Raw genomic sequence first — 26,758 nt, 5'->3', positions numbered from 1 at the left:
CAGGCAACATCGTGTGGACGGGCATGGTCTTGCCGTCCTTGTCGGTCACGCCGTTGAATACTTCTCCGTCCTGCGTGGTGATCCGGTACCGGACGAAGCGCGCAGCGGCCTTTTGCGCATCGACCAGGGTGTACCCCGCCCCGTAGCCATAAGGTATTGGCGTCACCGGAGTCGTAAGCGTGGTGGCACCGGCCTTCAGCACGTAAGCGGCCCGGTGATAGATATTCCCCGGCGCGCCCAGCTCGATCTCGCCATCCTTGATGCGGATGAATGCGTCGCCGCAATTCAGGAGGAGCTCTTCCGGGGCGCTGATTTCGATCCGGCCGGCCAGGCTTTCAATCTTGATGTCGTTGTTGGCCAGTGCGTGCAGTGCGCCTGTTTGCGCGTGCACTTGCAGGTCGCCCTGAACCGCTTTGAGTTGCAGACCCTTGGTGACGGCGCACAGGCTGATTGCACCTTCGGCAGTGCCGGTGATGTTGCGTCCTGCGCTGATGTCGGTTGAGCGTGACGAGGTGATGGCGACACTTTCGCGACCGGAGGACAGGCAGATGGCCTCGGGGCTGACCATGCCGATGCCGGCCGGCGCGTGGAGTAGCAGCCCGGGCTCGGTGAGGTGAGTCAGCGCATCGTTCAGTTGAGTTTGGCCGTTCGTATCGGCGGGAATGGCGCCCGCACTCTTTGCATCCTGGGCCATGGTGCGGGCCAAGGAAAGCGCGGTTTCAAGCTGGTCGATCGCCGCGTCCATGTCGAGCTGCTGACCGTGGGCTTTGGTCTGTTCATCCGCACTGATCAACAGCCCAGTCCCAGCCCGAATCGCGCCCCAGCCATCCGTGCGCAACTCAAACCCTTCGCCGCGCCTATCCTTCTCGTTGTCGACCAGATGCCCAAGGTTTAGCTGGCTCTTGCCGCTGTGCTCGGTGCTGAGTTTGATGTGTTCCTGGCCGCGGTCGTCTTCCATGCGCAGCTTGTTGTTGGCAGGGGTGCGCAGGACGTTGCGTTTGTAATCGCTGCGCAGCAGCGTCACATGGTCAGAATGGCGATTGTCATGAAGGGCGTGAGCGATGTACGGCCGGTCCGGGTCGTCCTGCTCGAAGGCAATCGCCACCTCGGTGCCACAGATCAGCGGCAGGTGCAGGCCATGGGTATCGCCGGCATAAGGCCGGGCAAGTCTGAGCCAAAGGCTTTCCTCACCCAGCTTCCAGCTGTCGCGGTCAAACAGAAAGCTGACCTTGTAGCGGCCTTCGCGGTCGATGTGGCTGTAGGGATCGTTGGCCAGCGAGCTGGTGACCCGCGCCGGGACGGTCCCGGCAATTTGCGGTTTTGCCAGCAACGGCGGCCGAAAACACACGCTCTCGGAATAGGGTATCGCTTCAAAGCTCAACTCAAAGCTGCGATCCCGTGCGGCCCGCAGCTGCAGTCGAGTGATCACCGCACCCGGTTCAAACGCCTGCGGCGCCCCATCGGAAATCGCCAGCACCTGGGCCAGTCCCAAAGACGCACTGCTGCTAATCCCGGTCAGCCGAGTCTGGTTATTGAGATACCGTTCATGCCGCAACCGGGCAAAGAAAAACCCGCTTTCACCCTCTAAATCTTCATCCTGATCGAGCTTGTCACCCAGCGCTTTGTACGGCTCGGCATAGTGATAAGCCTCCCCATAAGTCGTGGTATCACCGCGAGTCTGATCCACATCCCCATCCAGCCACGCACCGGCGTCACGATGGTGGTAGGCACGAAAGTGAACGCTCTGCTCCACCACCTCATGACTGACCTGCAGCCCCCAAACCCCATCCTGGCCGCTGCTGCCCAACCCCGACTGCGGCCGAAACGGCAAGCTCACACGCGGCCGAACGTAATGCCGCTGATCATCATGAAACTCGACGACCGCAATCCCCAATCGCTCGTCATTGGTAAATCGATACCAGATCCCCACTTCCGCCAGCAGCCGCGAAATAAACGCCAGATCACTCTCGCCGTACTGCATCACCTGCTCACGCTTCGGATACTCCCGCACCAGCGAAAACAGAAAATCCTGCCCCTCAAAATCATGCCGTGTGCGCAGAATGCTCTCGATAATCTGCGGCACGGACTGGTGCTGATAAATCCGAAACTGCCGCCCACGGGCCAGCAACGCCAGGCGCGGCTGCAACGTCACTTCATAACGCGCTTCGTCAGCAGAACCCGACAGCCGCTTGAACCCGGTGATCACACCATGCAGCGTTCGCAACGGTTTAACCGAAGGTACGGGCAACCCAGGAATCGCAATCGGCAACGTATGTGTCGCAGCATGCAGGCTGAACTGAGCGGTCTTGCCCAGCATCCGCTCGGCGCCGATGTCCCGCTCGACGGAGGTAAATTCCACGAGATACAGAAACGGCTGACTCAGCCGCTCCTCGCCCTCGAACGCAAGTACATCGAGCGCTACAGGAAAGCGATGAATAACCAGTTTGTGGCGACTGTGGTCGAAGAAAGGCGGCAACACGGTGAGCATGAATGAGCGTCCCTGGCAGGAAAAATCCCCCCTGAGCAGCGCGTAAAGATCTGATCAACTCGTCCATGAGAGAGGGCTGAGGCCGGCGAAGATGAGGCATTTCAAAGTGTGACTCCAGAGGGCGAGACACGAAGGAGACGGTTCCAGCGGCATTTACGGACTAATCCTACAATCCGTAAATCGACAGCAAACCCGCCCGCCAATCTCTGGCACAATCCCCTCTTTTTTTCGAGCAGGACAGGCCAGCACATGGATCTGAATAACGTTTTTCAGCGCTTGAACACCGGCAGCAAAAAGTGGAGCCAGTACCCCGAGGACGTGCTGCCAATGTGGGTGGCGGACATGGATTTCCCGGTGGCCGCGCCCATTGTGCAGGCGCTGAAGAACCGTCTGGAACATCCGCTGCTGGGCTATTCCGTGCCCCAGCAGGCGCTGCGTGAAACCCTGGTCAAGCATCTCGCCGACTGTTACGGCTGGCAGATCGAGGCGCAGGATCTGGTGTTTCTGCCCGGGGTCGAGCCCGGCGTGAACATGGCGCTCCACGCACTGGTCTCGCCGTCCAGCGCGGTGCTGGTGCAGACGCCCAACTACTCGCCGCTTCTGCACGCGCCGGCCAACTGGAAGCTGCCGCGCATCGATCTGCCCTTCCATGCCAACGCCCAGGGCGAATACCCCACCGACATTGCGACGCTGGAACGCGCCCTGCCTGACCATGGCGCACTGCTGCTGAGCAATCCGCACAACCCGCTGGGCAAGGTCTTCGAACGCGACGAACTGCTCGCCATCGGCGAAGCCTGCGTACGACGGGATGCGCTGATCATTTCCGATGAAATCCACGCCGGCCTGCTGTTCGACGGCCGTCAGCACACGCCGATCGCTTCCCTGAGCCCGGAGATCGCAGCACGCAGCGTGACGCTGATGTCGGCGAGCAAAGCGTGGAACATTGCCGGTCTGAAAACCGCGTTCGCCGTGGTGCAGAACGCCGAACTTCGCCAGCGTTTCAATGCCGGGCGGCTGGGGCTGGTCGACAGCGTGAACGCCCTGGGCCTGGAGGCGACTGAAGTGGCCTATCGCGAGGGCGGCCCGTGGCTGGCACAGGTAGTGGCGTATCTGCAGGACAACCGTGATTACCTCGCCGAGGCGATCAACACCCGTTTTCCGGGGATCACGATGCATTTGCCCCAGAGCACGTATCTGGCGTGGCTGGATTGCTCGGGCCTGGGACTAAAAAATCCACAGCAGTTCTTCCTCGAACACGCCAAAGTCGCGCTCAGCGACGGGCTGGAATTCGGCGACGACTGCGGCCAGTTCGTGCGCCTGAACTTCGGCTGCCCACGGTCGATGCTGAAAGAAGGCCTGGCGCGTATGGAACGCAGCCTGCGCGACATCTGACACCTTCCCGGCTAAAGCCGGTCCTACATGGCCTTGCTCAGAAATACTTCAGCCAGGCGATGTCTCGACGCCGCGCCTTGAGCGCGGCAAACCAGTTCACCGCCGGCCATAGCACAACGGTCAGCACCGCAGCGCAGCCCCACAGGCCCAGTACCGAGGTGAAACCGAAGTACTGGCCTTGGGTGGTGCCCCAGATCGCCACCGCGCCGACATACAGCAGCTTCAGCACGTACAAGTGGAGCAGGTAGAAAAACATCGGCGCCGCGCCAAAGGTCACCAGCGGTCGCAGCCATGCCCGCCCCTGTTGACGCTCAAGCCAGGCCAGCACCAGCAAGCCAACCCCCAGGGTCAGACTGATAAACAGCAACGACGGCGGGTACTTAGTGACGTTGAGGACGCTCATCAGCGTCTGCGCGGTGGTGTCACCCTCCACCCACGGCTTCTCGCCATAGCCGTTGATGCCGCGCAACGCGAGAAACAGCGTCAACGCGCCAAAACCCCAGGCAATCAGGTTGATCTCGCGCTGTTCTCCATTCGCGCCTCGCCCAAACCACGGCCCGGCGGCGTAACCCACGGCGATCACGCCGATCCACGGCAGCAGCGGGTAGGAGGTGCGCAGGCGCAAACTGTCGCCGACCTCGATCCAGCCGCGGTCATGGAGAATCGCCCACGGGATGTGCAAAGCCGAGCCCGCGGCAAAATGCACGTTGTCCAGCAGGTTGTGCCCGGCGATGATTGCCAGCCCCAGCGCCGCCAATACGCCGCGCAGCAATGCGACCATCGCTGACAGCGCGATCATGCTCAGGCCAATCGCCCAGATGACCTGTAAATAGATCACCGTCGGCGGAAACTGGAACGTCCAGGCGAAATTCACCAGCGTCAGTTCCAGCGCGATCAGCACCAGCCCGCGCTTGAACAGAAAGCCCGCCACCGCGCCCTTGCCCGCATGCCGTTCGCCGTACAGCCAGGCGGAAAGCCCCGTCAGAAACACGAACAGCGGCGCGCAGAAATGCGCGAGGGTGCGGCTGATGAACAGGTCAACGCTGGTGTGAGCGACGTCCATCGGATCGCTGACCTGATGGTGCAGAAAGAAGGTCTCGCGCACGTGATCCAGCAGCATGAAGATGATGATCAGCCCACGCAGGGCATCGATCGATTGCAGGCGGCCAGGATGGGCGATGGACGTGGCGGGAGATTGCAGAGGGACAGACAGGGTTTGCATACGCGGTGGACTCTCGAAGCGCGATAACCGACAGGCCCGTGATCGACCTGAAAACCGGGTTATAACATAACACTTCGGAGCGCCCTGTGCGCAACCTGAATCACGCGCAGGGTCTGGCTTGGGAAGCGCTAAACCCTCCCGTCACCGGACAAGAGCACCCTGCCCCGTCCGATGAAGTCCGCTCCCTGGTGAATCAATAGCCCAAGGACAACCCCGTGCTACGACGCGGATCGTTGGCCCCGTAAAACCGGTTATTGCCCACCGGCTTGCCGCCCAGCGAAGGTGCGCCAACGAGGATCGCGGCCAGGTGGTTGGCGTCCTGGGGACCGGCAAACGTGTGACCCCAGCTTTCCAGGATCTTCCGTGTGTCAGGGCTGACGGCGAAGGCTTCCAGGTTGGTGGTTTCCGGCATCCACTGCTGGTGGAAGCGTGGCGCATCGACCGCTTCCTGAATATTCATGCCGTAGTCGATGACGTTGAGCATGGTCAGCAAGGTCGCGGTGATGATGCGGCTACCGCCAGGCGTGCCGACGACCATTACCGTCTTGCCGTCCTTGGTGACGATGGTCGGACTCATCGATGACAACGGCGACTTGCCCGGTGCGATGGCGTTGGCTTCGCCCTGAATCAGGCCGTACATGTTCGGCACGCCGACCTTGGAGGTGAAGTCGTCCATCTCGTCGTTGAGGATCACGCCGGTGCTGCTCGCCATCACGCCAGCGCCGAACCAGTCGTTGAGGGTGTAAGTGACGGATACGGCGTTGCCCCATTTGTCGACGATGGAATAGTGCGTGGTGTTGTTGCCTTCGTGGGGCGCGACGCCGGGTTTGATGTTCTGGGAGATCCCGGCTTTCTGCGGTTCGATGGCGGCGCGCAGCTTGGCCGCGTAGTCGCGGTCGAGCAGATGGCTGATCGGGTTTTTGACGAAATCCGGATCGCCCAGGTAGCTGTTGCGGTCGACGTAGGCGTGACGCATGGCCTCGATCTGGTAATGCAGCCCCTGGGCGGAGTGATAGCCCAGTTCCTGCATCGGGTAGCCTTCGAGGATGTTCATGATCTCGCAAATCACTACCCCGCCGGAGCTCGGCGGCGGCGCCGAGACCACGTGGTAGCCGCGGTAATCACACTCGATCGGCGCCAGTTCCCGGGTCGCGTATTTGTCGAGATCCGCCTGGGTGATGATGCCCTTCCCTGCCTGGCTCGAATCGACGATCGCCTTGGCCACCCAGCCTTTGTAGAAGCCGTCGCGGCCTTTGGCGGAGATTTCCTTGAGGGTTTTGGCCAGGTCTTTCTGCACCAGGGTGTCACCCACTTGCAGCGGCTGGCCCTTGTTCAGAAAGATCGTGCCCAGGTCCTTCGCATCTGCCTTGAACTCGTCGGTGGCGGTGCCGAGCAAGTCGACATCGCCTTGCTCCAGGACGAAACCGCTTTCAGCGAGTTTGATCGCCGGCGCAATGACTTCAACGCGTTTTTGGGTGCCGTATTTGCTGAGCGCCATTTCCATCCCGGACACCGTGCCGGGCACGCCGACGGCCAGGTGCCCCTTGGCACTCAGGTCCGGCACGACGTTGCCGTCCTTGTCCAGGTACATGTTGGCGGTGGCCGCGAGGGGCGCTTTTTCGCGGAAGTCGAGGAAGGTCTTGCGCCCGTCTGCCAGCTGGATGGTCATGAAACCACCGCCGCCCAAGTTGCCGGCGGCCGGATAGACCACGGCCAGCGCGTAGCCCACGGCAACGGCCGCATCCACTGCATTGCCACCGGACTTGAGCACGTCGACACCGACATGGGTCGCCAGGTGCTGGGCGGTAACGACCATGCCGTTTTCAGCGGCGGCCGGGGCCACGGAAGCGGCGTGAGCGCAGGACAGACCAAGGATAAGCGCCGTCGCAACGAGCGGCTGGGCAAAGGGTTCGAACTTCATGGGCGTTTCTCTTTTTCTTGTGAGGGAGGAGCAGCGGTGGGCAGAAGGCGCCCCGCACTAAACTAGCGCATGGGGGGAAAGTTGCCAGTGGGGGTTAAAAACCCGGCATGGAGAATGCCGGGCCCGGTCCGTGTTTAGGCGGACGGCAGAACTGGGTTTGCTTCAGAACCAGCGATCGTTGCGCTTGCGGCCCTTGGTCAGGGACGGCAGGATCAGGCCCAGCAGCAAGCCGGCGCCGGCGATGCTGCCGCCGTACACCATGTAGCGCATCAGCACCTGATTGTTCTCGTCACCCAGCTTTGCCTGGGTGGTGCGCAAATCCGACTGGGCGCTGGCCAACTGCGCGTTCAGGTCCTTGGTCCGGGCTTCGAGCTCGTCGACCAGCTTCTTGCGCGATTCCAGGGTTTCCTGCATGCCCTGAACCTTGGTCTTCCAGTCATCGTCGATGGTCTTGAGTTGCGCGCTGAGGTCCGCGGCTTTCTGGGTCAATTGCGGCAAGCGCTCGGCCTGACCGGGTACTTCCTGCAGGTCAGCGGTGGGAATCCACACGTTGTCGCCGGCGCTGCCACGCACTTGGCTGTAATCGCCCTGGGTGTTGATCAGCTCGACCTTCTGGCCGGATTTCAGCGTGCCGACGATGCGGTAGCCATCGGTGGGGCCGCTGCGCACGTAGGTGCTGAGGTTATCGCTGACCCAGCGATCCTTGCTCGTGGTTTCGGCCAGTGCGAAGGGGCTGGCGCAGCTCGCGGTTAAGACGGCAGTCAGCAGGCCGGCGTTGAGCAAACGGCGTCGAACGCCCGACACGGGGGTAAAGCGAAGGGAGGCATCGGAGGCAGAAATAGGCATGGATAATCTTCGACAAATTGAAAAGAAGGCCGATGGGCGGGCCGCATGCAAGGGAATCACGCCTGATCGGACAGCGACGAACAACGCGCTGCAACGGCTGGAAAAGGCATCTGGCGCGGGCGAAATTCAGCCGGACGCCGAAGGCCGTGACCCGGGCGTACTGCGCGCGCAGTGGTCAACAGACCGTTGAAAAGAGGTCAGGTTCACTGGGGAGGGATGACATTCGTCCGGGAAAGGTCCCACAACGCTTGTCGAAGTGACTGATACAACTGTGGGAGCGGGTCCGCTGGCGAATGCTTCATCAGGCGACGATGTCGACTGATGGAGAGCTATTCGCGAGCAAGCTCGCTCCCACAGGTTTTCCGCTGAGAGACTACTCGGCGAGTGCACCGCGGCTACCCGCGCACAACGCCAGAGCAGGAGGTGTCAGACCTCTTGGTGCAACTGCTCCACGGTCGGCTTGAGGATCACCACACCCAAAGGCGGCAGGTTCAGGGACAGCGAGAACGCCTGGCCATGACTCTTGATCTCGTCGGTGCGCACGCCGCCGCCGTTGCCGAAGTTGGAACCGGCATAGATCCCCGCGTCGCTGTTGAACAGCTCGGCCCACTTGCCGCTGAACGGAACACCGACCCGATAGGCCTCACGCGGCACAGGCGTCAGGTTGGCGACCACCAGCAACGGCTCGCCCTCCTTGCTCCAGCGCAGGTAGGCATAGACGCTGTTGCCGGCATCGTCACCGATGACCCACTGGAAACCCTGGGGCTGGCAGTCTTGCTCGTACAGTGCCTTTTCGGTCCGATACAAACGGTTGAGGTCGCTGACCAGCGTGTGCACACCCTTGTGCTCGGCGTACTGCAGGAAATGCCAGTCCAGCTCGGTGTCGTGGTTCCACTCGCGCCACTGGCCGAACTCGCAGCCCATGAACAGCAGCTTCTTGCCCGGGTGGGTCCACATGAACGACAGGTACGCGCGCAGGTTGGCGAATTTCTGCCAGCGGTCGCCGGGCATCTTGTCGATCAGCGAATGCTTGCCGTGGACCACTTCGTCGTGGGAAATCGGCAGCACGAAACGCTCGGACCAGGCGTACACCAGACCGAAACTGAGACGATCATGGTGATGCTGGCGATTGATCGGGTCCTGCTCGACGTACTTGAGCGTGTCGTGCATCCAGCCCATGTTCCACTTGTAGGAGAAACCCAGCCCGCCCTGTTGGGTCGGCTGGGAAACGCCAGGCCACGAGGTGGATTCCTCGGCGATGACCAGCGCCCCGGGCGCTTCGATCGCGACCACGTCATTGAGGTGACGCAGGAAGTCGATGGCTTCCAGGTTCTCGCGGCCGCCGTAACGGTTCGGCACCCACTCCCCGGCGTTGCGGGAATAGTCGCGGTACAGCATCGACGCCACCGCATCCACGCGCAACGCATCGACGTGGAAGTTCTTCAGCCAGTGCAGCCCGGACGCGATCATGAAACCGTGGACTTCGGTGCGACCCAGGTTGTAGATCAGCGTGTTCCAGTCCTGATGGAAGCCCTCATGGGGGTTGGCGTATTCGTAGAGCGCAGTACCGTCGAATTGAGCCAGACCGTGTGCGTCGGTCGGGAAGTGGGCAGGCACCCAGTCAAGAATCACGCCGATGTCGTTGCGGTGGCACGCGTCAACGAATGCGGCGAAATCCTCCGGTTTGCCGTAACGCGCACTTGGGGCGAATTGCGACAACACCTGATAACCCCACGACCCGCCGAAGGGGTGTTCCATGATCGGCATCAGTTCGATGTGGGTGAAGCCCGTTTCCTTGATGTAAGGAATCAGATGCTCGGCCAGCTCGCGCCAGTTGTAAGGGCGATCGGGCTCATCATCGCCACCGTGGTGCCACTTCCACGACCCAGCGTGCAGCTCGTAGATCGACAGCGGCTGGTGGATGTCATGCTTCTCGCCCCGCGACTGCATCCAGTCGCTGTCCTGCCATTCGAAGGCAAGCGGCGCAGCGACTTTCGACGCCGTGGCCGGCGGCAGCTGGGTCGCCAGGGCCATCGGGTCGGCTTTCAGCGGCAAGACGCCGTGCTGGCCGAGGATCTCGTACTTGTAGGCCTCGCCCGGGCCAATGCGCGGGATGAAGATTTCCCACACCCCGGTCGGGTGACGCAGGCGCATCGGATGACGACGGCCGTCCCAGCTGTTGAAGTCACCTACCACCGAGACGCGGCGGGCGTTCGGTGCCCACACCGAGAAACGCACACCGTCCACGCCGTCGACGTTCTTCACCTGTGCGCCCAGCGCGCTGCTCAGGTCACGGTGGTTACCCTCGGCGAACAGGTACAAATCCATCTCGCCCAGTTGCTCGCCGAAGCTATACGGGTCTTCGGTGATTTGCTCACCGGTGGCCCAGGAAATTTTCAGCAGATAGGGTTCACGCACCGCAAAGTGCCCGGCAAAGAAGCCCGGCTTGTCGGTCATGCTCAGTTCGCCAAGATCACGTTCGCCATCGCGAGCGAGCACGCGCACCGCCAGCGCATTGGGCAGATAGGCGCGGATCACCTGGCCTTCAGCGCCATCGCTGTGGGGGCCCAGCATCGAGAACGGGTCGCGGTGCTCCGCGCGGATCAACGCGTCCATGTCAACGGCGCTTGGCAATGCTGCGTGGTTGCCATTACCGAATTGGTCAGAGGCACTCATTTTCATTCTCCATCAGACAGGTCTAGAAGCCCGCGCAAGCCTTGAAGCGGAACCGACAACCAAGTCGGCCGATTCTCGGCCTCGTAGGCCACTTCATAAGCGGCTTTTTCCAGGGTGAACAGCGCCAGCGCGGCCGCCTCACCTTTGGCATCTTTCCAGTCGTGACCCACCTCGACGGTGGCCTTGCGGTAGCCCTCCAGGAAGGCTTCCCGCGCCTGCAGCAAATACGTCTCGGCCACTTGCTGGCGGGCGGTGTCGGCCTGCACCGAGGTGTCGGCACTCTGCGCGTTGCGCATGGCCATCGCCGCAGCGTAGTCGAACGAACGCAGCACGCCGCTGACATCTTTGAACGGGCTGTACTTGGCCCGACGCTCCTGCAGGGGACGCGCCGGCTCGCCTTCGAAGTCGATCAGGTAAGCATCGCCCTTCACCACCAGCATCTGGCCGAGGTGCAGGTCGCCATGGACACGCATTCTCAACCCGCCGACCGACTGCTTCGCCAGGGTTTTGACCTGAGCCAGCAGCGCTTTGCGCTTGCCCAGCAGTTCGGTGATGAGCTGCTGATCCTGGGCTTCCAGAGAGTCACGGTGCTGTTCGAGCAGCTGCAAGGCACGCTCGATCTGCGCCGAAACGCTCTTCGCCGAGGCCTCGCTGTCCTTGACGCTGGTCACTTCGGTCTTGAAGTCCGGGTTGTCCGTCGGCGCGCCGAGGATCACGTGCATCTCGCCCAGACGCTGGCCCAGCAAGCCGGCGAAGTCTTTCAGCTCGATCAGCGCGTTGGCTTGCTGCTCCAGCGCCGATTGACCATGGGCCATGTGATCACGCACGGCGCGTTCGAGGTTGTTCTGCGTCCATTCCCACGCATCGCCCTGATTGCTCAGGTAACCCTGTGCGATCATCAGCAGGTTCTTCTCGCCCTGCCCGTCGACGCGCACGACTGCGCCCAACAGCGGCGAGATGTGCGGGTAACCGGCTTCGGTGAGGTACGCACCCATTTCCAGCTCGGGGTGAGTACCGGCCGCGACACGGCGGATCATCTTCAAGACGAGTTTTTTGCCGACCACCACCGAGCTGTTGGACTGCTCGGCCGAGAGGTAGCGCACTTCGGCGTCTTCGTTCAGGCCCAGCGGTGCCAGTTGCGAGGTGCTCTGGAATTGCAGCTCGCCATCCGGCGTCGCCAGCACACTGTTTTCCTGCATGCCGCGGATGACGCTGCGAATGAACGGCTCAAGGGTGAACGCATCGGTGATCAAGCCGACCTGACGGCCGCGACGTACGCGGGACAGGGCCAGCTGTTGCGGCAAGGCGCTGCTGATGTCGTCTTCCGGCAACAGGCCGAATGGCAACTGGTAGCGCACCGTTTCGCCGCCGGAAGTGACTTCGATTTCGCTCAACAACACCGGACGCACCGTGGTGCCGAAGCGCACGGCGTAGGCGATGTGGATGTTGTCGATGGCCGTACCTTTGCCAGCGAACCAGCGGCGTTTCGGCAGATAGACCGACAGTGACTGCTGCTCCATGGTCTGGCGCAGGGGTTCTTCGAGCAGTTCTTCCAGGCGCTGCTTGAGCACCAGGGTCGGGAAGTCCGGCATGCTCTGGGCCGGTTCAACGTGCCAACTGGGCATTTGATTCTCCGCGGCCAGCAAGAACCAGTAGAAGCCATAGGGAGGCAACGTCAGCAGGTAATTGAGCTGGCCAATAGGTGGGAAGGCGCTGCCGCCAAGCATCTCGACCGGAACGGTACCGGCGTACGGGGCCAGTTCAAGCTCGGCGGCCTGGGAGGCGGCCGAGACGTTGGCGACGCAGAGGATGATTTCGGTTTTGCCGTCCGGGCCGGTGTACTCGCGGGTGTAGGCCAGGATGCGGCGGTTGCTCGGCGAGAGCATTTTCAGGGTGCCGCGGCCGAAGGCTTTCTGCTGCCGACGCACGGCAAGCATGCGGCGGGTCCAGTTCAGCAACGAGTGCGGGTCATGGTCCTGCGCCTCGACGTTGACCGACTGATAACCGTACAGCGGGTCCATGATCGGCGGCAGCACCAGGCTCGCCGGGTTGGCGCGGGAAAAGCCGCCGTTGCGGTCGATCGACCACTGCATCGGCGTGCGCACACCGTCACGGTCGCCGAGGTAAATGTTGTCGCCCATGCCGATTTCGTCGCCGTAATACAGGGTCGGCGTGCCGGGCATGGACAGCAGCATGCTGTTGAGCAGTTCGACGCGGCGGCGGTCACGTTCCAGCAACGGCGCCAGGCGACGACGGATGCCCAGATTGATCCGCGCGCGACGGTCCGAAGCGTAGTAATTCCACAGGTAATCACGCTCGCGGTCGGTGACCATCTCCAGCGTCAGTTCATCGTGGTTACGCAGGAAGATCGCCCACTGGCAGTTTTCCGGGATTTCCGGGGTCTGGCGCAGGATGTCGGTAATCGGAAAACGGTCTTCCTGGGCCACCGCCATGTACATGCGCGGCATCAGCGGAAAGTGAAACGCCATGTGGCATTCGTCGCCGTCCTTGCCCTTGCGATCACCGAAGTACAGCTGAGTGTCTTCCGGCCACTGGTTGGCTTCGGCCAGCAGCATGCGATCGGGGTAATTGGCATCGATTTCAGCGCGAATCTGCTTGAGGACCTGGTGGGTCTCCGGCAGGTTCTCGTTGTTGGTGCCGTCGCGCTCGATCAGGTACGGAATCGCGTCCAGACGCAGGCCGTCGATGCCCATGTCCAGCCAGTAGCGCATGACCTCGATGACCGCCTTCATCACCTGCGGGTTGTCGAAGTTCAAGTCCGGCTGGTGGGAGTAGAAACGGTGCCAGAAGTACTGCTCGGCGACCGGGTCCCAGGTCCAGTTGGACTTCTCGGTGTCGAGAAAGATAATCCGGGTGCCGTCGTATTTCTGCGGGTCATCGGACCAGACGTAGAAATCCCGCGCCTTGGAGCCTTTTTTGGCATGCCGCGCGCGCTGGAACCACGCGTGCTGGTCCGAGGTGTGGTTGATGACCAGTTCGGTGATCACCCGCAGGCCGCGGTTGTGCGCCTCGGCGATGAATTTCTTGGCATCGGCCATGGTGCCGTAGTCGCTGTGCACACCCCGATATTCGGAGATGTCATAGCCATCGTCGCGGCGGGGCGACGGGTAGAACGGCAGCAGCCAGATGGTGTTGACGCCCAGCTCGGCAATGTAATCGAGCTTGGCGATCAGCCCCGGGAAGTCACCGATGCCATCGTCGTTGGAATCGAAAAACGACTTAACGTGGACCTGGTAAATCACCGCATCCTTGTACCAGAGCGGGTCTTCGATAAAGGCAGCGTTGCGGGGTTTCTTTGCCATGACCACATCCTTTGAATTATTGGTTTGTGGCTTTGATGCGCCAGATGCCGAACGGCTGGTAAGACGGGTCCAGACGCATGAACTGGGTCTTGCCGTACCAGGTCCAGGAATGCCCGGTCATCAAGTCTTCCCCCAACGTCGCGGCGTCATCCGACAGGCCCATTTCCCACAGCGGCAGTTCGAAATGCGCTTCCTGCGCGTTGCGCGGGTCAAGGTTCACGGCCACCAGAATGAAGTTGCTGCCATCCGCCGTGCGTTTGCCGAAGTACAGGATGTTGTCGTTGTACGCGGTGTAGATCTTCAGGCCCAGGTGCGTCTGCAGCGCCGGGTTCTGGCGACGGATGCGGTTGAGCTGAGCGATCTCGGCAATGATGTTGCCAGGCGCGGTGAAGTCCCGGGGACGGATCTCGTACTTCTCGGAATCCAGGTATTCCTCTTTGCCCGGTACCGGCGCCGATTCACACAGCTCAAAGCCCGAGTACATGCCCCACAGGCCCGAACCCATGGTCGCCAGCGCCGCGCGGATCAGGAAACCGGGGCGCCCTGAATCGTGCAGGAACGGCGGATTGATGTCCGGCGTGTTGACGAAGAAGTTCGGCCGGTAGCATTCACGCCACGGCGACTCGTTGAGCTGGGTGAAATACTCGCTCAGCTCGGCCTTGTTATTGCGCCAGGTGAAATAGGTGTAGCTCTGGGAATAACCGACCTTGCCCAGGCGCGCCATCATCGCCGGCTTGGTGAAAGCTTCGGCGAGGAACATGACTTCCGGGTGCTGGCTGCGCACGTCGGCAATCATCCACTGCCAGAACGGCAGCGGTTTGGTGTGCGGGTTGTCGACGCGGAAGATCTTCACGCCCTCTTTCACCCAGCCGAGGATCACGTCACGCAACTCGGTCCACAGGCCTGGAATGGCGTCCGGCGCGTAGAAATCGACGTTGACGATGTCCTGGTATTTCTTCGGCGGGTTTTCCGCATAGCGGATGGTGCCGTCCGGACGCCACGAGAACCAGCCCGGGTGCTCCTTGAGCCACAGGTGATCCTGGGAGCACTGGATGGCGAAATCGAGGGCGATTTCCAGGCCATGCTCGGCTGCAGCGGCGACCAGCTCGCGGAAGTCTTCACGGGTGCCCAGTTGCGGGTGAATGGCGTCATGCCCGCCTTCAGCGCTGCCGATGGCGTAAGGGCTGCCCACATCATCCGGGCCTGCGGTGAGGGAGTTGTTCGGGCCTTTGCGGTGCGCACGGCCAATCGGGTGGATCGGCGGGAAGTACAGCACGTCGAAGCCCATGTCGCGGATCATCGGCAGGCGCGTGTGAACGTCCTTGAAGGTGCCGTGGCGCTTTTTGTCATCGGTGATCGAACGCGGAAACAGCTCGTACCAGCTGGCGAACTGGGCCAGCTCACGTTCAACGTCCAGAGGGAATTCCAGGCTGCGGCTGAGGAACGCGTGGTTGTCCGCCTTGGCCATCACGGCGGCGGTTTCGCTGTTCAGCAGCAGTGCGACTTTGGCCTCGTTTTCGGTGGCCTCGCCCAGGCGCTTGATCAGGCTGTCGAGCTGACCGCGCAATTCCAGGGTGCTGCGCTCGGCGGCGTGCACCAGGTGCAGGCGCCCTTCTTCCAGCTCCAGGTCGATCGTCACGCCCGCGGCGTACTTCTTTTCCAGCTCGTAGCGGTAGCTACCGAACTGATCGATCCAGGCTTCGAGGCGGTAGATATAGCGGGTGAAGGTCGGCGGGGTGAATTCGCCAATCCAGCTGTCGTTGCCCAGCTCGCGCATGGGCACGGACTGCCATTCTTCATCGTCAGCGGCCCGGTAGACGATACGTACGGCCATCTTGTCGTGGCCGTCCGCGTAGATTTTGCTGGTGACCGTGACCGGCTGACCGACAACGGCCTTGGCAGCCAGCTGACCGTTATCGATCACCGGTTGGGTGTCCTCGATCACGATCCGCGGCAGCTGCAAGGCTTGGGTCAGGGGGATAGGGTGGATAGAGTGGAGAACATCGTTGGCCAGGGAATCCGGGCCGTACGGCTGATCAGCAGTATCATTCATCGAGCATCACTCCTCACGCCCAGGGACGCCCGCTGTGGGGCGCCCATTGCTTCAGCGTCTTTGTCCATAACATAAGAGAGAGCCACGGGATCAACGCATCCGGACGTGGCAGCATAGGTTCCGAACGCCAGCCTCGGGCAAAAGTTCAAAGAGCTTGCGTGACGGTTGATCAACTCAGCGCACGGCACGCGGACTGGTTATGCTCAGCACCGGGAAGGCAGCAGCGCAACGGTTGCAGTGAATCATTGGCAACGGGGAGCGGTCGTAACCTGGGAGTGCTGCGGCGTTGATGAACAGCCGCTCGACACGCTTGCCTCGATAACCAAAGGAAGGTAACACCATGAGCATTCCCGTTCCCGCAGAAACGCCCGATCCGAACATCGATGACCCCGAGCTGCCGGTGCCCAAGCCGGAGGAGCCGCCTTCCCCGCTCATGCCCCCGGTGATCGAACCGCCGGCCGGTGACCCGCCGAGCAGCGAGCCGCCGGCGATTCTGGATGAGAAGTTTCCTGAATGATTGAATGCCCTCCCCGGGGAAGCCGGTCCCTGCTGATGCGACACGTTTTGTGGGACCGGCTTTAGCCGGGAAGCTTTTAGCGGGCCAGCTGCGATTTTGAGGGTGCGCCGACTGGTCTCTTCCCGGCTGAAGCCGGTCCTACTGCGCGTGCTTTCCGTAGCACCGACTGCGCATGTTTTCCGTAGGACCGGCTGCGCATGTTTTCCGTAGCACCGACTGCGCATGTTTCCCGTAGGACCGGCTTCAGCCGGGAACGCGTTAGCAGCCACACCATCGAAGTTGCCGAATGACCCCAGGCTCACGGCTCCTGCGCTTCGCCACCTGTGCTGCGGGCCGGGTCTTTGGCGCGTTCTTCCGGCGATTCAAAGCGCCTGACAATCCGCGGCATAAGACTGAAAATCCCCAGCGCCAGCAAGGTACTCAGTACGGCCGTCATTTCCCTGCCCATCCCGGCGGCGATACCAATGGCCGCCGTCATCCATAACCCCGCCGCCGTAGTCAGGCCCTTCACTTGCGTCGCGTTGAGCGCATCGCCCTTGAGGATGGTCCCGGCGCCGAGAAAGCCGATCCCCGCCACAATGCCCTGCACCACCCGACTAAGTGCAGCGTCGTCGGCACCGGCCATACGCGGCACCAGCACAAACAGCGCAGCGCCCATGCACACCAGCATGTGAGTTCGAACCCCGGCCGCCTTGCCTTTGTGTTCCCGCTCGAAGCCCAGAATCCCGCCCAGCAGCGCCGCAATCACCAGGCGTATGGTCACGCGGGTGATCTGCCCGGCATCGGTGATGTCAGAGAACTCGGCCTGCAGTGTTTCCACCACTTCTTCCCACCAGGCATTCATCAGTGCATTCCCCTCATTCAGCGTCAGTGCCGTATGGACCGCAGCAGGGGCCGAGAGTGCGGGAGGAGCCCGACGACCCTCACCCCTGATCCGGTTCTCGGGTGCATATCTGCATCTGTACTAATTCGCAGACGACGCGCATATTCCGCCTGCACCGGGTCACCCGCCCTTCCCGCCAGCCACCCACTGGCGGCTGCGCCCCAGACGCCCCTCAGCACGAGCCCCGCCATGAAGCGTTATGAAAAGTTTGCCGATGACATTGCCGAGCTGATCCGCACCGGGGTGCTTGCTGCGGGGCAGCGTGTGCCGTCGGTGCGCTACGCCAGCCAAACCCACGGCATCAGTCCGTCGACGGTGTTCCAGGCCTACTACTTGCTGGAACGTCGAGGCCTGATCCGGGCGCGGCCGCGTTCCGGCTACTTCGTCAACGACAGCATTCGCCTGCAAGGCCTGAGTGACAACGCCATCGAGCAGGATGCGCGCCCCGCGCCACAGCTGAGCGAATCCACCGAAGTCGACGTCAGCGAACTGGTGTTCTCGGTGCTGGAATCGATCAAGGACCCGAACACCGTGCCATTCGGCTCCGCCTTCCCCAGCGCCGCGCTGTTCCCGTTGCAGCGCCTGGCCCGCTCCCTCGCCAGTGCCACCCGCGACATGGACCCGCGCATGGTCGTCAGCGACCTCTCGCCCGGCAATCCAGCCCTGCGCCGGCAGATCGCCCTGCGTTACATGGTCGCCGGGCAGATGCTGCCCATGGACGAGCTGCTGATCACCAACGGGGCCCTTGAAGCCCTGAACCTGTGCCTGCAAGCGGTGACCGAGCCCGGTGATCTGGTGGCCATCGAGGCACCGGCGTTCTACGCCTGCCTGCAGGTGCTCGAACGGCTGAAGCTCAAGGCGGTGGAAATCCCGGTGCACCCGCAACAGGGCATTGACCTGGCGGTGCTTGAGCAGGCGCTCGAGCGTTACCCGATCAAGGCCTGCTGGAGCATGACCAGCTTCCAGAACCCCACCGGCGCGACGGTGCCTGAGGCGCGCAAACGGGAGCTGGTGCAGCTGCTGCGCAAGCATGAGGTGCCGCTGATCGAGGATGACGTGTACGCCGAGCTGTATTACGGCCAGCACGCGCCGAAACCGGCGAAGGCGTTCGACACCGAAGGCCTGGTCCTGCATTGCGGCTCGTTCGCCAAGAGCCTGGCGCCCGGGTATCGGGTGGGCTGGGTCGCTGCCGGGCGTTATGCGCAGAAGGTCGAGCGGCTGAAGATCATGACCTCGCTGTGCGCCTCGATGCCGGCCCAGGCCGCCATCGCCGATTACCTGCAACACGGTGGCTACGACCGGCACCTGCGCAAGTTGCGCCACAGCCTGGAAGATCAGCAGCGTGCCATGCTCGGCGCCATCGCCCGGTATTTCCCCGCGCAGACCCGCGTCAGCCAGCCCACCGGCGGGTACTTCCTGTGGGTGGAGCTGCCGGAACAGATCGATTCGCTGAAAGTGTTCCAGGCCGCCCTTGCCCAGGGCATCAGCATCGCCCCCGGCCCGATGTTTTCGCCAACGCGGCGCTTCCAGCCCTTCATCCGCCTGAACTACGGCAGCCCGTGGGGTGAAACGCCCGAGCGGGCGATGGAGACACTGGGGAAGATCATTCGCTCGATGATGGGTTAAAAAGTGCCGGGCGAAGGGGCAGCGCTGCAAATCTTAAGTGCCAGGACTGGCCCCTTCCCGGCTAAAGCCGGTCCTACAAAGGACCGCGTGCAGTCAGCGGAATTGACTGTGAACGCGGATGTAGGACCGGCTTCAGCCGGGAAGACGGCGGCACATTCAGCGGTGACTACCGACCGCCGCCCAGATCAATGAACGACCCCGTCGAATAGGACGCCTTGTCCGACAGCAGCCACAGAATCGCTTCCGCCACTTCATCGGCCAGTCCGCCACGGCCCATGGGGATGGTCGGTTCCAGCTTGCTGACGCGGTGAGGGTCGCCGCTCAGGGCGTGGAATTCGGTGAAGATGTAACCGGGGCGCACGGCGTTGACCCGCACCCCCTCGCCCGCCACTTCCTTGGCCAGCCCGACGGTGAAGGTGTCCAGGGCGCCCTTGGACGCCGCGTAGTCGACGTATTCACCGGGTGATCCGAGCCGTGCCGCCACGGACGAGACATTGACGATGCTGCCGCCGCGCCCGCCATGACGGGGCAACATGCGCAGCAGCGCGTGCTTGCTGCAGAGCATGGGCCCGACTACGTTGCTCATCATGATCTTCAGCAGACGAAACTCGGACATCGTGTCCAGCCGCGAAGCCTCGCCCACCGTGCCGGCGTTGTTGACCAGCGCAGTGATTCGGCCCATGTCGGCATCGACCCGGGCAAAAAGACGAATGATCTCATCCTCGTTGCTGACGTCCGCCTGTACCGCAATGGCATGCCCGCCCGCCTCGCGAATCTGCCCGCACAACCGCTCGGCCGAAGCGTGATCGGACAGATAGTTGATGCACACGCGATATCCCTGCGCTGCGGCCAGCACCGCCGTGGCGGCCCCGATACCCCGGGAGCCGCCGGTGATGAGGAGATTTTTATCCATAAACGTTCCCAGTCGATCAATGCGTGGAGGTGGGGTGGGTGTTAACACTCAATCGGTGATTTCGCGGACACGACGCCGGGCAGCTTCAATGTCAGCCATGAAACCCTCGGCCGGCAATGGAGAACCCAGCAGGTTGCCCTGCAACGCGTCGCAGCCCAGCCGCGTCAGGAAACTCTGTTGGCTGGCGGTCTCGACCCCTTCGGCAACGATGCGCAGGTTCAGCGCCTGACCCAGCGCAACGATCGCCGACACGATGGCCGCATCGTCGCTGTCGGGCTCCAGGTCGCGCACGAAACCGCGGTCGATTTTCAATTCGTTGGCCGGCAGGCGTTTGAGGTACATCAGGCTGGAGTAGCCGGTGCCGAAGTCGTCGATGGACAGGTCCACGTCCATGTCCGAGAGCTTGCGCAGCACGGTCATGCTCGCGTCGGCATCGCTCATGGCGGTGGTTTCGGTGATTTCCAGGGTCAGGCAGTTGGCCGGCAGCCCGTGGGTCGTCAACGCATCCGCGACCGCTTCGATCAGCCCGACATGGCTGAATTGCAATGCCGACAGGTTCACGGCAACGCGCCAGTCAGTGTTGCCGGCGTCGTACCAGCACTTCATCTGCCGGCAGGCCTCGCTCATCACCCATTCGCCGACCGGAATGATCAAGCCGGTTTTTTCCGCCAGACCCATGAAGGTATCCGGCATCAGCAGCCCGAGCTGCGGATGGTTCCAGCGCAGCAGTGCTTCGGCACCGACCGGCCGGTGGGAGCTTGTGCTGAACTTGGGCTGATAATGCAGGCAGAATTGCCCGTCACGCAGCGCAAGACGCAGGTCCTGTTGCAACTGCAGCTTGTTGCGCGCATTGGTGTTCATCGACGCGTCGAAGAAGCTGTAGCCGTTCTTGCCGGCGTTCTTGGCGTGGTACATCGCGGCGTCGGCGTTCATCAGCAATTCCTGCTGGGTTCGGCCGTTCCCCGGGTACAGGCTGATGCCGATGCTCACTGTCACCTGCAGATCGTGTTCCTGCACGCTGAACGGCTGGTTCACCAGCGAGACCTGACGCGACGCCACGCTGACCGCCTCTTCGCCATCGTCGAGTTCGACCAGCAACACGAATTCATCGCCGCCGATGCGCGCCAGGGTGTCATGGCGATGGAAGTTCTCGCGCAATCGGAAGGCCACGGCCCGCAAGAGCTGGTCGCCGACGTGATGGCCGAACGCATCGTTCACCGGTTTGAAGCCATCCAGATCCAGAAACATCAGGGCGAACATGCCGCCCTCGGCATCGACCTTGCGCATGGCCTGATCGATACGATCGGCCAGCAACATGCGGTTGGGGAGCCCGGTCAGGTTGTCGTGCAGGGCCAGTTGCGTGAGCTCGCGGTTGGCCTCTTTCAACGACAGTGACAGTTGGGCGGTACGCGCCGCCATGCGCGCGTCCAGCACCGACGTCAGCAAGGTGATGCCCAGCACCGCCAGACTGGTGACCAGGACCACCTTGTCCAGACCGTCGGTGCGCAGGCCATTGGAAAGCGCGCCGCAGAAACTGCCCTGTGGAAAGTTGGCGGCGGTCATGGCGGTGTAGTGCATGCCCAGGATCGCAAACCCCATGACCACCGCCGCGCCCCCGCGTGCCAGGCGAACGTAAGGGGTTTCCTTGCGCAGCCGCACGGCGATGCTCAGCGCGACGGCGGACGCGGTGACGGCAATGACCAACGACAACCCGAACAAGGTGGGGTCGTAGTCTATGCCCGGCTGCATGCGCATCGCCGCCATGCCGGTGTAATGCATGGCGCAGCTGCCCAGGCCCATGACCAGTGCGCCGAACAGCATATTCGACAACGGGACGCGGTCGTGACTGACCAGCCACAAGGCAAAACCCGAGGAGAAAATGGTCATCAGCAACGAGAGCAGTGTCAGCGGTATGTCGTACGCCAGCTCGATGGGCAGCGTGAACGCAAGCATGCCGATGAAGTGCATCGACCAGATGCCGATGCCCATGGAGAGCGCGCCGCCGCACACCCACAGCATCCTCGCCCGACCGCGGGCCGACGCAATGCGACCGGCCAGATCAAGGGTCGTGTAAGACGCGAGAATCGCTACGAGGACTGAAATCAGAACCAGCGAATTGGTGTAATGGCCGATCAACATGGCTGGCTCTTGGCTCAACGGAGTGCGGCCTTTCAGCCCTGATCAATTCGGCCGCGATTGTACCGAAATTCCTGTGAAAGTCCCGTCACTCCGTTGCGAAGGTGGCACATCGCTATTTAATTCACATCAGCGGTCGGAGACTTCGGCGCCCGCTTTCAGCCCGGTGGCAGCGTCCCAACCGCCGCCCAATGCCGCGATCAATTGGGCGCTGGCAACCAACCGGCTTTCCAGCACATTCAGCACACTGCGTTCGTTGCTCAGTGCGGTGGTCTGCACGTTGACCACGTCCAGGTAGCCGATCAGCCCGGCCTTGTACTGGTTGTTGGTCAGGCGCAGGGAGTCGCGCGCCGATTGCAGCGCCTCGTCGCGCACCCCGGATTCCTGCTCATAAACGCGCAACTGCGCCATGTAGTCTTCGACTTCCTTGAAGCCGTCGAGCACGGTCTGGCGGTACTGGGCGACGGTCTGGTCGTAGACCGCTTCGGTGCGGTCCACTTCGGCCGCACGCTGGCCACCGTCGAAGAGGGTCATCGCCAATTGCGGGCCGACCGACCAGAAGCGGTTGGGCAGGGAAATCCAGTTGCTGACGGTGCTGCTGCTGTAACCGCCGCTCATGCTCAGGGTCAGGTCCGGGTAATACGCGGCCTTGGCCACGCCGATATTGGCGTTGGCGGTCATCACCGATCGCTCGGCTGCGGCGATGTCCGGGCGGCGTTCGAGCAATTGCGACGGCAGCTGCGCCGGAATCTGCGGCACCGCCGGAATCGAGGTGGTCGCCGCGAGGCTGAAGTCCGCCGGCGCCTGCCCCATCAGCACGGCAATCGCGTTTTCGAACTGGGCGCGCTGCCATTGAAGGTCGATCAGGTCGGCCTGGGTGCTCTTGAGTTGCGTCTGCGCCTGGGCCGTGGCATCGCGGCCGGAAATCCCGGCGCGGTATTGGTTCTGGGTCATGGTGAGCGAGCGCTGATAGGCGTCGACGGTCGCTTCGAGCAAACGCTTCTGCTCATCGATCACCCGCAGTTGCAGGTAGTTCTGCACCAGCTGCGATTGCAGGCTCAGGCGCATCGACGCCAGGTCGGCGAGGCTGGCCTGGGCGCTGGCCTTGTCGGCTTCCAGCCCGCGGCGCAACTTGCCCCACACGTCGGCCTCCCAGCTCACGCCCAGTTGCGCGTTGTAGGTGTCGCGAATGCCGCTGCTGGAACTGCTCAGGCTGGAACTGCTGCTGCCGGTGCCCTGGCTCGAGCGGTTCTTGCTGGTGGTCAGGTCCAGCGTCGGGAAAAACGCGCCCCGCGCACTGCGCACCAGGGCGGCGGCCTGCCGGTACTGCGCCTCGTACTGCGCCACGGTCTGGTTGGACGTATTGAGTGTTTCCACCAGCGCGTTGAGCTGGGCGTCGCCGTAGATTTCCCACCACGCGCCGCGCGCCATCGCATCGCTCGGGTTGGCCTGGGTCCAGCCTTCGGCCTGCTTGAAGTGCGCCGGGGTCGGCATGTCCGGTGTCTTGTAATCCGGGCCGACGGCGCAGGCACTGAGCAGCAGCGCGCACAAGGCAACGCCGAAGGTCCTGTGAAACGGCAACGTCCGCTGTGGGCCAGGCGCTTTCATCGAGTCGTTCATAGCGGAGTGTCCAGGGCAGCATCCGTCTGCACACCGCGCCATTGGTTGAAACGATGGCGCAGACGGTCGAGATAAAGGTAAACCACGGGCGTGGTGTACAGCGTGAGGATCTGGCTGAGGATCAGGCCGCCGATGATGGTCAGGCCCAGTGGCCGACGCATTTCCGCCCCTTCGGCGCTGCTCAGCAGCAACGGCACGGCGCCGAGAATCGCCGCCAGCGTGGTCATCAGGATCGGTCGCAGGCGCTGCAGACAGGCGTTGCGAATGGATTCCACCGGGGTCATGCCGCCCTGGCGCTCAAGCTGCAGGGCGAGGTCGATCATCAGAATCGCGTTCTTTTTCACCACGCCGATCAGCAGGAACAGCCCCAACAGCGAGATCAGGCTGAATTGCCCGCCGGTGAGGTAGATGCTCAACAGCGCGCCGACCCCCGCCGAGGGCAGCGTCGACAAAATGGTCAGTGGGTGGATGTAGCTTTCGTAGAGAATGCCCAGCACCAGGTACACCGCCACCAGCGCGCCAAGGATCATCCACGGCTGGCTCTTCTGGGTGGCGGCGAAAGCGTCGGAGGTCCCGGCCATCTTGGCGATCACGTCCTCGCGCAGGCCCACCGCCGCGACGGCGCGTTCAATGGCGGCGTTGGCCTGGTCGAGGGTGACGCCGTCGGACAGGTCAAAGGAGATGTTTTCCGAGGCGAACTGACCGTCGTGGCTGACCCGGTCGTCTTCCAGGCTGCGCTCGTAACGGGCAATGGTCGACAGCGGCACCCGCGCGCCGTCGGCAGTGATCACCTGGACCTGCTCCAGGGTGGTCGGGTCGAGGGCATATTTCGGGTTGACCTCCATGACCACCTGATACTGGTTCAACGGGTCATAGATGGTCGACACCTGACGCTGGCTGTAGGCGTTGTTCAACACGGTGGTGACCATGTTCATGTCGATGCCCAGGCGCTTGGCCGCATCGCGGTCGACGATCAGCGTCACCTGCTGGGTGCCGCCGCCATCGTTAGCGTCGATGGCAGTCAGCTCCTTGAGCGACTTCAGTGCCGCGACGACCTTCGGATACCACAGGCGCAGGGTTTCCAGGTCGCCACTTTGCAGGATGTACTGGTATTGCGAGGTGGTCTGCTCGCGGCCGCCGCCTAGTTGCAGGTCCTGATCCGGCTGGAGGAACAGGCGCCCGCCCGGCACCAGCGGCATTTCCTTGCGCAGCCGCTCGACCACTTCCATGGCGCCGATGTTGCGTTCCTTGATCGGCTTCAGGCGCACGATGATGAACGCGTTGCCGGTGCCGCCGTTGCCGCCAATGAAGCCTGCGACGCTCTCCACGGCCGGGTCCTTGAGGATCGCCGAGCGAAACGTGTCCATCTTCGGCTGCATCACGGAAAACGACAGGCCGTCATCCCCCCGTACAAACCCCATCAATTGGCCGGTGTCCTGCTGCGGCAGGAAGGTCTTGGGCACCACGACGTACAGGGCGATGTTGCCGACGATGGTCAGCAGCAGCGTCAGCAGGGTCAGGCGCCGATGGCGCAGCACCCAGCGCAGGCTGCGGTCATAACCGGCAACCATGCGGTCATTGACCCGCTGACTCCAGCGCTGCAGGCGGTTTTCCGAGCCCGGCACATGGGGCTTGAGCCAGCGCGCGCACAGCATCGGCGTCAGGGTCAGCGAAACCACCAGGGAAACGACGATGGACACCGACAAGGTGATGGAAAACTCGCGGAACAGACTCTCCACCAGCCCGCCCATGAACAGGATCGAGATGAACACCGCGACCAGCGACACGTTCATCGACAGCAGCGTAAAGCCGACTTCCTTTGCGCCGAGATAAGCCGCCTCCATGGGGGGCACGCCGTCGTCGATGTGCCGGGAAATGTTCTCCAGCACCACGATGGCATCGTCGACCACCAGGCCGGTGGCGAGAATCAGCGCCATCAGCGACAGGTTGTTCAGCGAGAACCCGTACAGGTACATGATCGCGAAGGTGCCCACCAGCGACACCGGCACGGCCAGGGTCGGGATCAGCGAGGCACGGAAATTCCCGAGAAACAGGAACACCACCAGAATCACCAGCACCACGGCGATCAGCAGGGTCATTTCGGCTTCGTGCAGGGTGGCCTTGATCACCGGCGAGCGGTCCATGGCCAGGTCGAGCTTGACGCTGGCGGGCAGCACGGCCTGCAACGCTGGCAACTGCGCCTTGATCGCCGCTACGGTTTCGATGATGTTGGCGCCGGCCTGGCGGTTGATCACCAGCAGCACGGCGGCCTTGTCATTGAAGAAGCCGCTGTTGTAGCGGTCTTCCACCGAATCCTTGACCTTGGCCACATCTTTGAGCCGCAACGCCGCGCCGTTGGCGTAATGGATGATCAGCGATTCGTAATCCTTGGCCTTCTCCAGCTGGTCGTTGGCCTGCACCTGCCAGTTGTGCTCGCTGTTCTCCACCGAGCCTTTCGGGCGGCGCACATTGGAATTGGAAATGGTCGTGCGCACTTCGTCCAGCGACACGCCGTACTGGGACAGCAGCTTGGGCTCCAGCTCCACGCGCACGGCGGGCAGCGAGCTGCCGCCGATCTGCACTTCGCCGACGCCGTTCACCTGGGACAGGCTCTGGGAAAGGATCGTCGACGCCATGTCGTACAGCTCGCCCTTCTCCAGCACGTCGGAGGTCAGCGACAGCACCATGATCGGCGCCTGGGACGGGTTGACCTTCTTGTAGGTCGGCATGCTGCGCATCCCGCTGGGCAGCAGGCTGCGCGACGCATTGATGGCCGCCTGCACTTCCCGGGCAGCACCGTTGATGTCGCGGTCCATGTCGAACTGCAGAATGATCCGCGTCGAGCCCTGACTCGATCGGCTGCTCATGGTATTGACCCCGGCGATCACCCCGAGGGAGCGCTCCAGCGGCGTCGCCACGCTCGACGCCATGATTTCCGGGCTGGCGCCGGGCAACGAAGCGCTGACCACGATCACCGGAAAATCCATGTTCGGCAGCGGCGACACCGGCAGCAGACCGAAGCTCATCCCGCCCAGCAGCATGATTGCCAGGCTCAAGAGCATGGTCGCTACGGGGCGTTTGATGAAGGGCCCGGACAGATTCATGGGCGGGAGCTCCAAGCGGCGAGCTTCAAGCTGCAAGT

Annotated in this window: 16 protein-coding genes and 1 pseudogene; 4 read left to right on the top strand and 13 right to left on the bottom strand. The window is 62.6% G+C overall.

Annotated elements, in window-relative coordinates:
• Positions 1-151: 151 nt before the first annotated feature.
• Positions 152-2,488 (bottom strand): annotated as a pseudogene (locus tag SLW75_RS03415) (type VI secretion system Vgr family protein); the annotation flags it as partial.
• Positions 2,489-2,737: 249 nt separating this feature from the next.
• Between SLW75_RS03415 and SLW75_RS03410 the strand changes: the two are divergent.
• Entirely contained in the window at positions 2,738-3,880 is a 1,143-nt protein-coding gene (locus tag SLW75_RS03410; RefSeq protein ID WP_410933544.1) for a MalY/PatB family protein, read from the top strand.
• 37 nt (positions 3,881-3,917) lie between these two features.
• Here SLW75_RS03410 and SLW75_RS03405 read toward each other — a convergent pair whose 3' ends face one another.
• From SLW75_RS03405 to SLW75_RS03395, 3 genes are all read right to left on the bottom strand, one after another.
• Complete coding sequence (locus SLW75_RS03405) at positions 3,918-5,102, bottom strand: DUF1624 domain-containing protein (RefSeq protein WP_410933543.1); 1,185 nt, start codon at positions 5,100-5,102, stop codon at positions 3,918-3,920.
• A gap of 193 nt (positions 5,103-5,295) precedes the next feature.
• Positions 5,296-7,023, bottom strand: coding sequence for a gamma-glutamyltransferase (gene ggt, locus SLW75_RS03400; RefSeq protein WP_410933542.1), 1,728 nt, complete (start codon positions 7,021-7,023; stop codon positions 5,296-5,298).
• A 162-nt stretch (positions 7,024-7,185) separates the two neighbouring features.
• A complete protein-coding gene (locus SLW75_RS03395) occupies positions 7,186-7,869 on the bottom strand; it encodes a TIGR04211 family SH3 domain-containing protein (RefSeq protein WP_410933541.1) in 684 nt (227 codons plus the stop codon).
• Between SLW75_RS03395 and SLW75_RS03390 the strand changes: the two genes are divergently transcribed.
• Positions 7,868-8,059, top strand: a complete 192-nt coding sequence (locus SLW75_RS03390; protein WP_065990625.1) for a hypothetical protein — start codon at positions 7,868-7,870, stop codon at positions 8,057-8,059. The genes SLW75_RS03395 and SLW75_RS03390 overlap by 2 nt on opposite strands.
• Positions 8,060-8,295: 236 nt before the next feature.
• On the opposite strand, the gene glgB is transcribed toward SLW75_RS03390, so the two are convergent.
• The 4 genes from glgB to SLW75_RS03370 all read right to left on the bottom strand — a co-directional run bounded on the left by glgB (position 8,296) and on the right by SLW75_RS03370 (position 16,263).
• Positions 8,296-10,545, bottom strand: coding sequence for a 1,4-alpha-glucan branching protein GlgB (gene glgB, locus SLW75_RS03385; protein WP_410933540.1), 2,250 nt, complete (start codon positions 10,543-10,545; stop codon positions 8,296-8,298).
• Between the two features lie 2 nt (positions 10,546-10,547).
• On the bottom strand, positions 10,548-13,868 hold the full coding sequence (gene treS / locus SLW75_RS03380) for a maltose alpha-D-glucosyltransferase (protein ID WP_410933539.1): 3,321 nt from the start codon (positions 13,866-13,868) through the stop codon (positions 10,548-10,550).
• 16 nt (positions 13,869-13,884) lie between these two features.
• Complete coding sequence (locus SLW75_RS03375; protein WP_410930142.1) at positions 13,885-15,921, bottom strand: alpha-1,4-glucan--maltose-1-phosphate maltosyltransferase; 2,037 nt, start codon at positions 15,919-15,921, stop codon at positions 13,885-13,887.
• Between the two features lie 174 nt (positions 15,922-16,095).
• Positions 16,096-16,263, bottom strand: coding sequence for a hypothetical protein (locus tag SLW75_RS03370; protein ID WP_410933538.1), 168 nt, complete (start codon positions 16,261-16,263; stop codon positions 16,096-16,098).
• Here SLW75_RS03370 and SLW75_RS03365 point away from each other — a divergent pair.
• Positions 16,262-16,438 carry a hypothetical protein gene (locus SLW75_RS03365; RefSeq protein WP_167355807.1) on the top strand — a complete coding sequence of 59 codons (177 nt, stop codon included), beginning with the start codon at positions 16,262-16,264 and terminating at the stop codon, positions 16,436-16,438. The two genes, SLW75_RS03370 and SLW75_RS03365, sit on opposite strands and share 2 nt — an antisense overlap.
• A 298-nt stretch (positions 16,439-16,736) precedes the next feature.
• Here the strand turns inward: SLW75_RS03365 and SLW75_RS03360 are convergent, their stop codons facing one another.
• Positions 16,737-17,282, bottom strand: coding sequence for an MgtC/SapB family protein (locus SLW75_RS03360; RefSeq protein WP_410933537.1), 546 nt, complete (start codon positions 17,280-17,282; stop codon positions 16,737-16,739).
• Between the two features lie 228 nt (positions 17,283-17,510).
• Here SLW75_RS03360 and mapR point away from each other — a divergent pair, with 228 nt between their 5' ends.
• Positions 17,511-18,947 carry a GntR family transcriptional regulator MpaR gene (gene mapR / locus SLW75_RS03355; protein ID WP_296306348.1) on the top strand — a complete coding sequence of 479 codons (1,437 nt, stop codon included), beginning with the start codon at positions 17,511-17,513 and terminating at the stop codon, positions 18,945-18,947.
• A gap of 166 nt (positions 18,948-19,113) precedes the next feature.
• Here mapR and SLW75_RS03350 read toward each other — a convergent pair whose 3' ends face one another.
• The 4 genes from SLW75_RS03350 to SLW75_RS03335 all read right to left on the bottom strand — a co-directional run bounded on the left by SLW75_RS03350 (position 19,114) and on the right by SLW75_RS03335 (position 26,720).
• Entirely contained in the window at positions 19,114-19,860 is a 747-nt protein-coding gene (locus SLW75_RS03350) for an SDR family oxidoreductase (RefSeq protein WP_065990613.1), read from the bottom strand.
• Positions 19,861-19,908: 48 nt separating this feature from the next.
• Positions 19,909-21,999 (bottom strand): putative bifunctional diguanylate cyclase/phosphodiesterase, encoded by a 2,091-nt coding sequence (locus tag SLW75_RS03345; protein ID WP_410933536.1) that lies wholly within the window; start codon positions 21,997-21,999, stop codon positions 19,909-19,911.
• 126 nt (positions 22,000-22,125) lie between these two features.
• Complete coding sequence (locus tag SLW75_RS03340; protein WP_296306357.1) at positions 22,126-23,604, bottom strand: efflux transporter outer membrane subunit; 1,479 nt, start codon at positions 23,602-23,604, stop codon at positions 22,126-22,128.
• A gap of 8 nt (positions 23,605-23,612) precedes the next feature.
• Entirely contained in the window at positions 23,613-26,720 is a 3,108-nt protein-coding gene (locus SLW75_RS03335) for an efflux RND transporter permease subunit (protein ID WP_410933535.1), read from the bottom strand.
• Positions 26,721-26,758: the final 38 nt, after the last annotated feature.

The sequence above is a fragment of the Pseudomonas sp. W5-01 genome (assembly GCF_046540435.1).
GTDB classification, from domain to species: domain Bacteria; phylum Pseudomonadota; class Gammaproteobacteria; order Pseudomonadales; family Pseudomonadaceae; genus Aquipseudomonas; species Aquipseudomonas graminis_B.
This window is presented reverse-complemented; position numbering and strand designations above follow the sequence as displayed.

Coding starts and splice junctions, on each gene's coding strand:
- SLW75_RS03365 (WP_167355807.1), top strand. CDS start 16,262: ATGAGCATTCCCGTTCCCGCAGAAACGCCCGATCCGAACATCGATGAC.
- mapR (WP_296306348.1), top strand. CDS start 17,511: ATGAAGCGTTATGAAAAGTTTGCCGATGACATTGCCGAGCTGATCCGC.
- SLW75_RS03350 (WP_065990613.1), bottom strand. CDS start 19,860: ATGGATAAAAATCTCCTCATCACCGGCGGCTCCCGGGGTATCGGGGCC.
- SLW75_RS03370 (WP_410933538.1), bottom strand. CDS start 16,263: ATGGTGTTACCTTCCTTTGGTTATCGAGGCAAGCGTGTCGAGCGGCTG.
- SLW75_RS03410 (WP_410933544.1), top strand. CDS start 2,738: ATGGATCTGAATAACGTTTTTCAGCGCTTGAACACCGGCAGCAAAAAG.
- SLW75_RS03335 (WP_410933535.1), bottom strand. CDS start 26,720: ATGAATCTGTCCGGGCCCTTCATCAAACGCCCCGTAGCGACCATGCTC.
- treS (WP_410933539.1), bottom strand. CDS start 13,868: ATGGCAAAGAAACCCCGCAACGCTGCCTTTATCGAAGACCCGCTCTGG.
- SLW75_RS03340 (WP_296306357.1), bottom strand. CDS start 23,604: ATGAAAGCGCCTGGCCCACAGCGGACGTTGCCGTTTCACAGGACCTTC.
- SLW75_RS03360 (WP_410933537.1), bottom strand. CDS start 17,282: ATGAATGCCTGGTGGGAAGAAGTGGTGGAAACACTGCAGGCCGAGTTC.
- glgB (WP_410933540.1), bottom strand. CDS start 10,545: ATGAGTGCCTCTGACCAATTCGGTAATGGCAACCACGCAGCATTGCCA.
- SLW75_RS03395 (WP_410933541.1), bottom strand. CDS start 7,869: ATGCCTATTTCTGCCTCCGATGCCTCCCTTCGCTTTACCCCCGTGTCG.
- ggt (WP_410933542.1), bottom strand. CDS start 7,023: ATGAAGTTCGAACCCTTTGCCCAGCCGCTCGTTGCGACGGCGCTTATC.
- SLW75_RS03345 (WP_410933536.1), bottom strand. CDS start 21,999: ATGTTGATCGGCCATTACACCAATTCGCTGGTTCTGATTTCAGTCCTC.
- SLW75_RS03375 (WP_410930142.1), bottom strand. CDS start 15,921: ATGAATGATACTGCTGATCAGCCGTACGGCCCGGATTCCCTGGCCAAC.
- SLW75_RS03405 (WP_410933543.1), bottom strand. CDS start 5,102: ATGCAAACCCTGTCTGTCCCTCTGCAATCTCCCGCCACGTCCATCGCC.
- SLW75_RS03390 (WP_065990625.1), top strand. CDS start 7,868: ATGGATAATCTTCGACAAATTGAAAAGAAGGCCGATGGGCGGGCCGCA.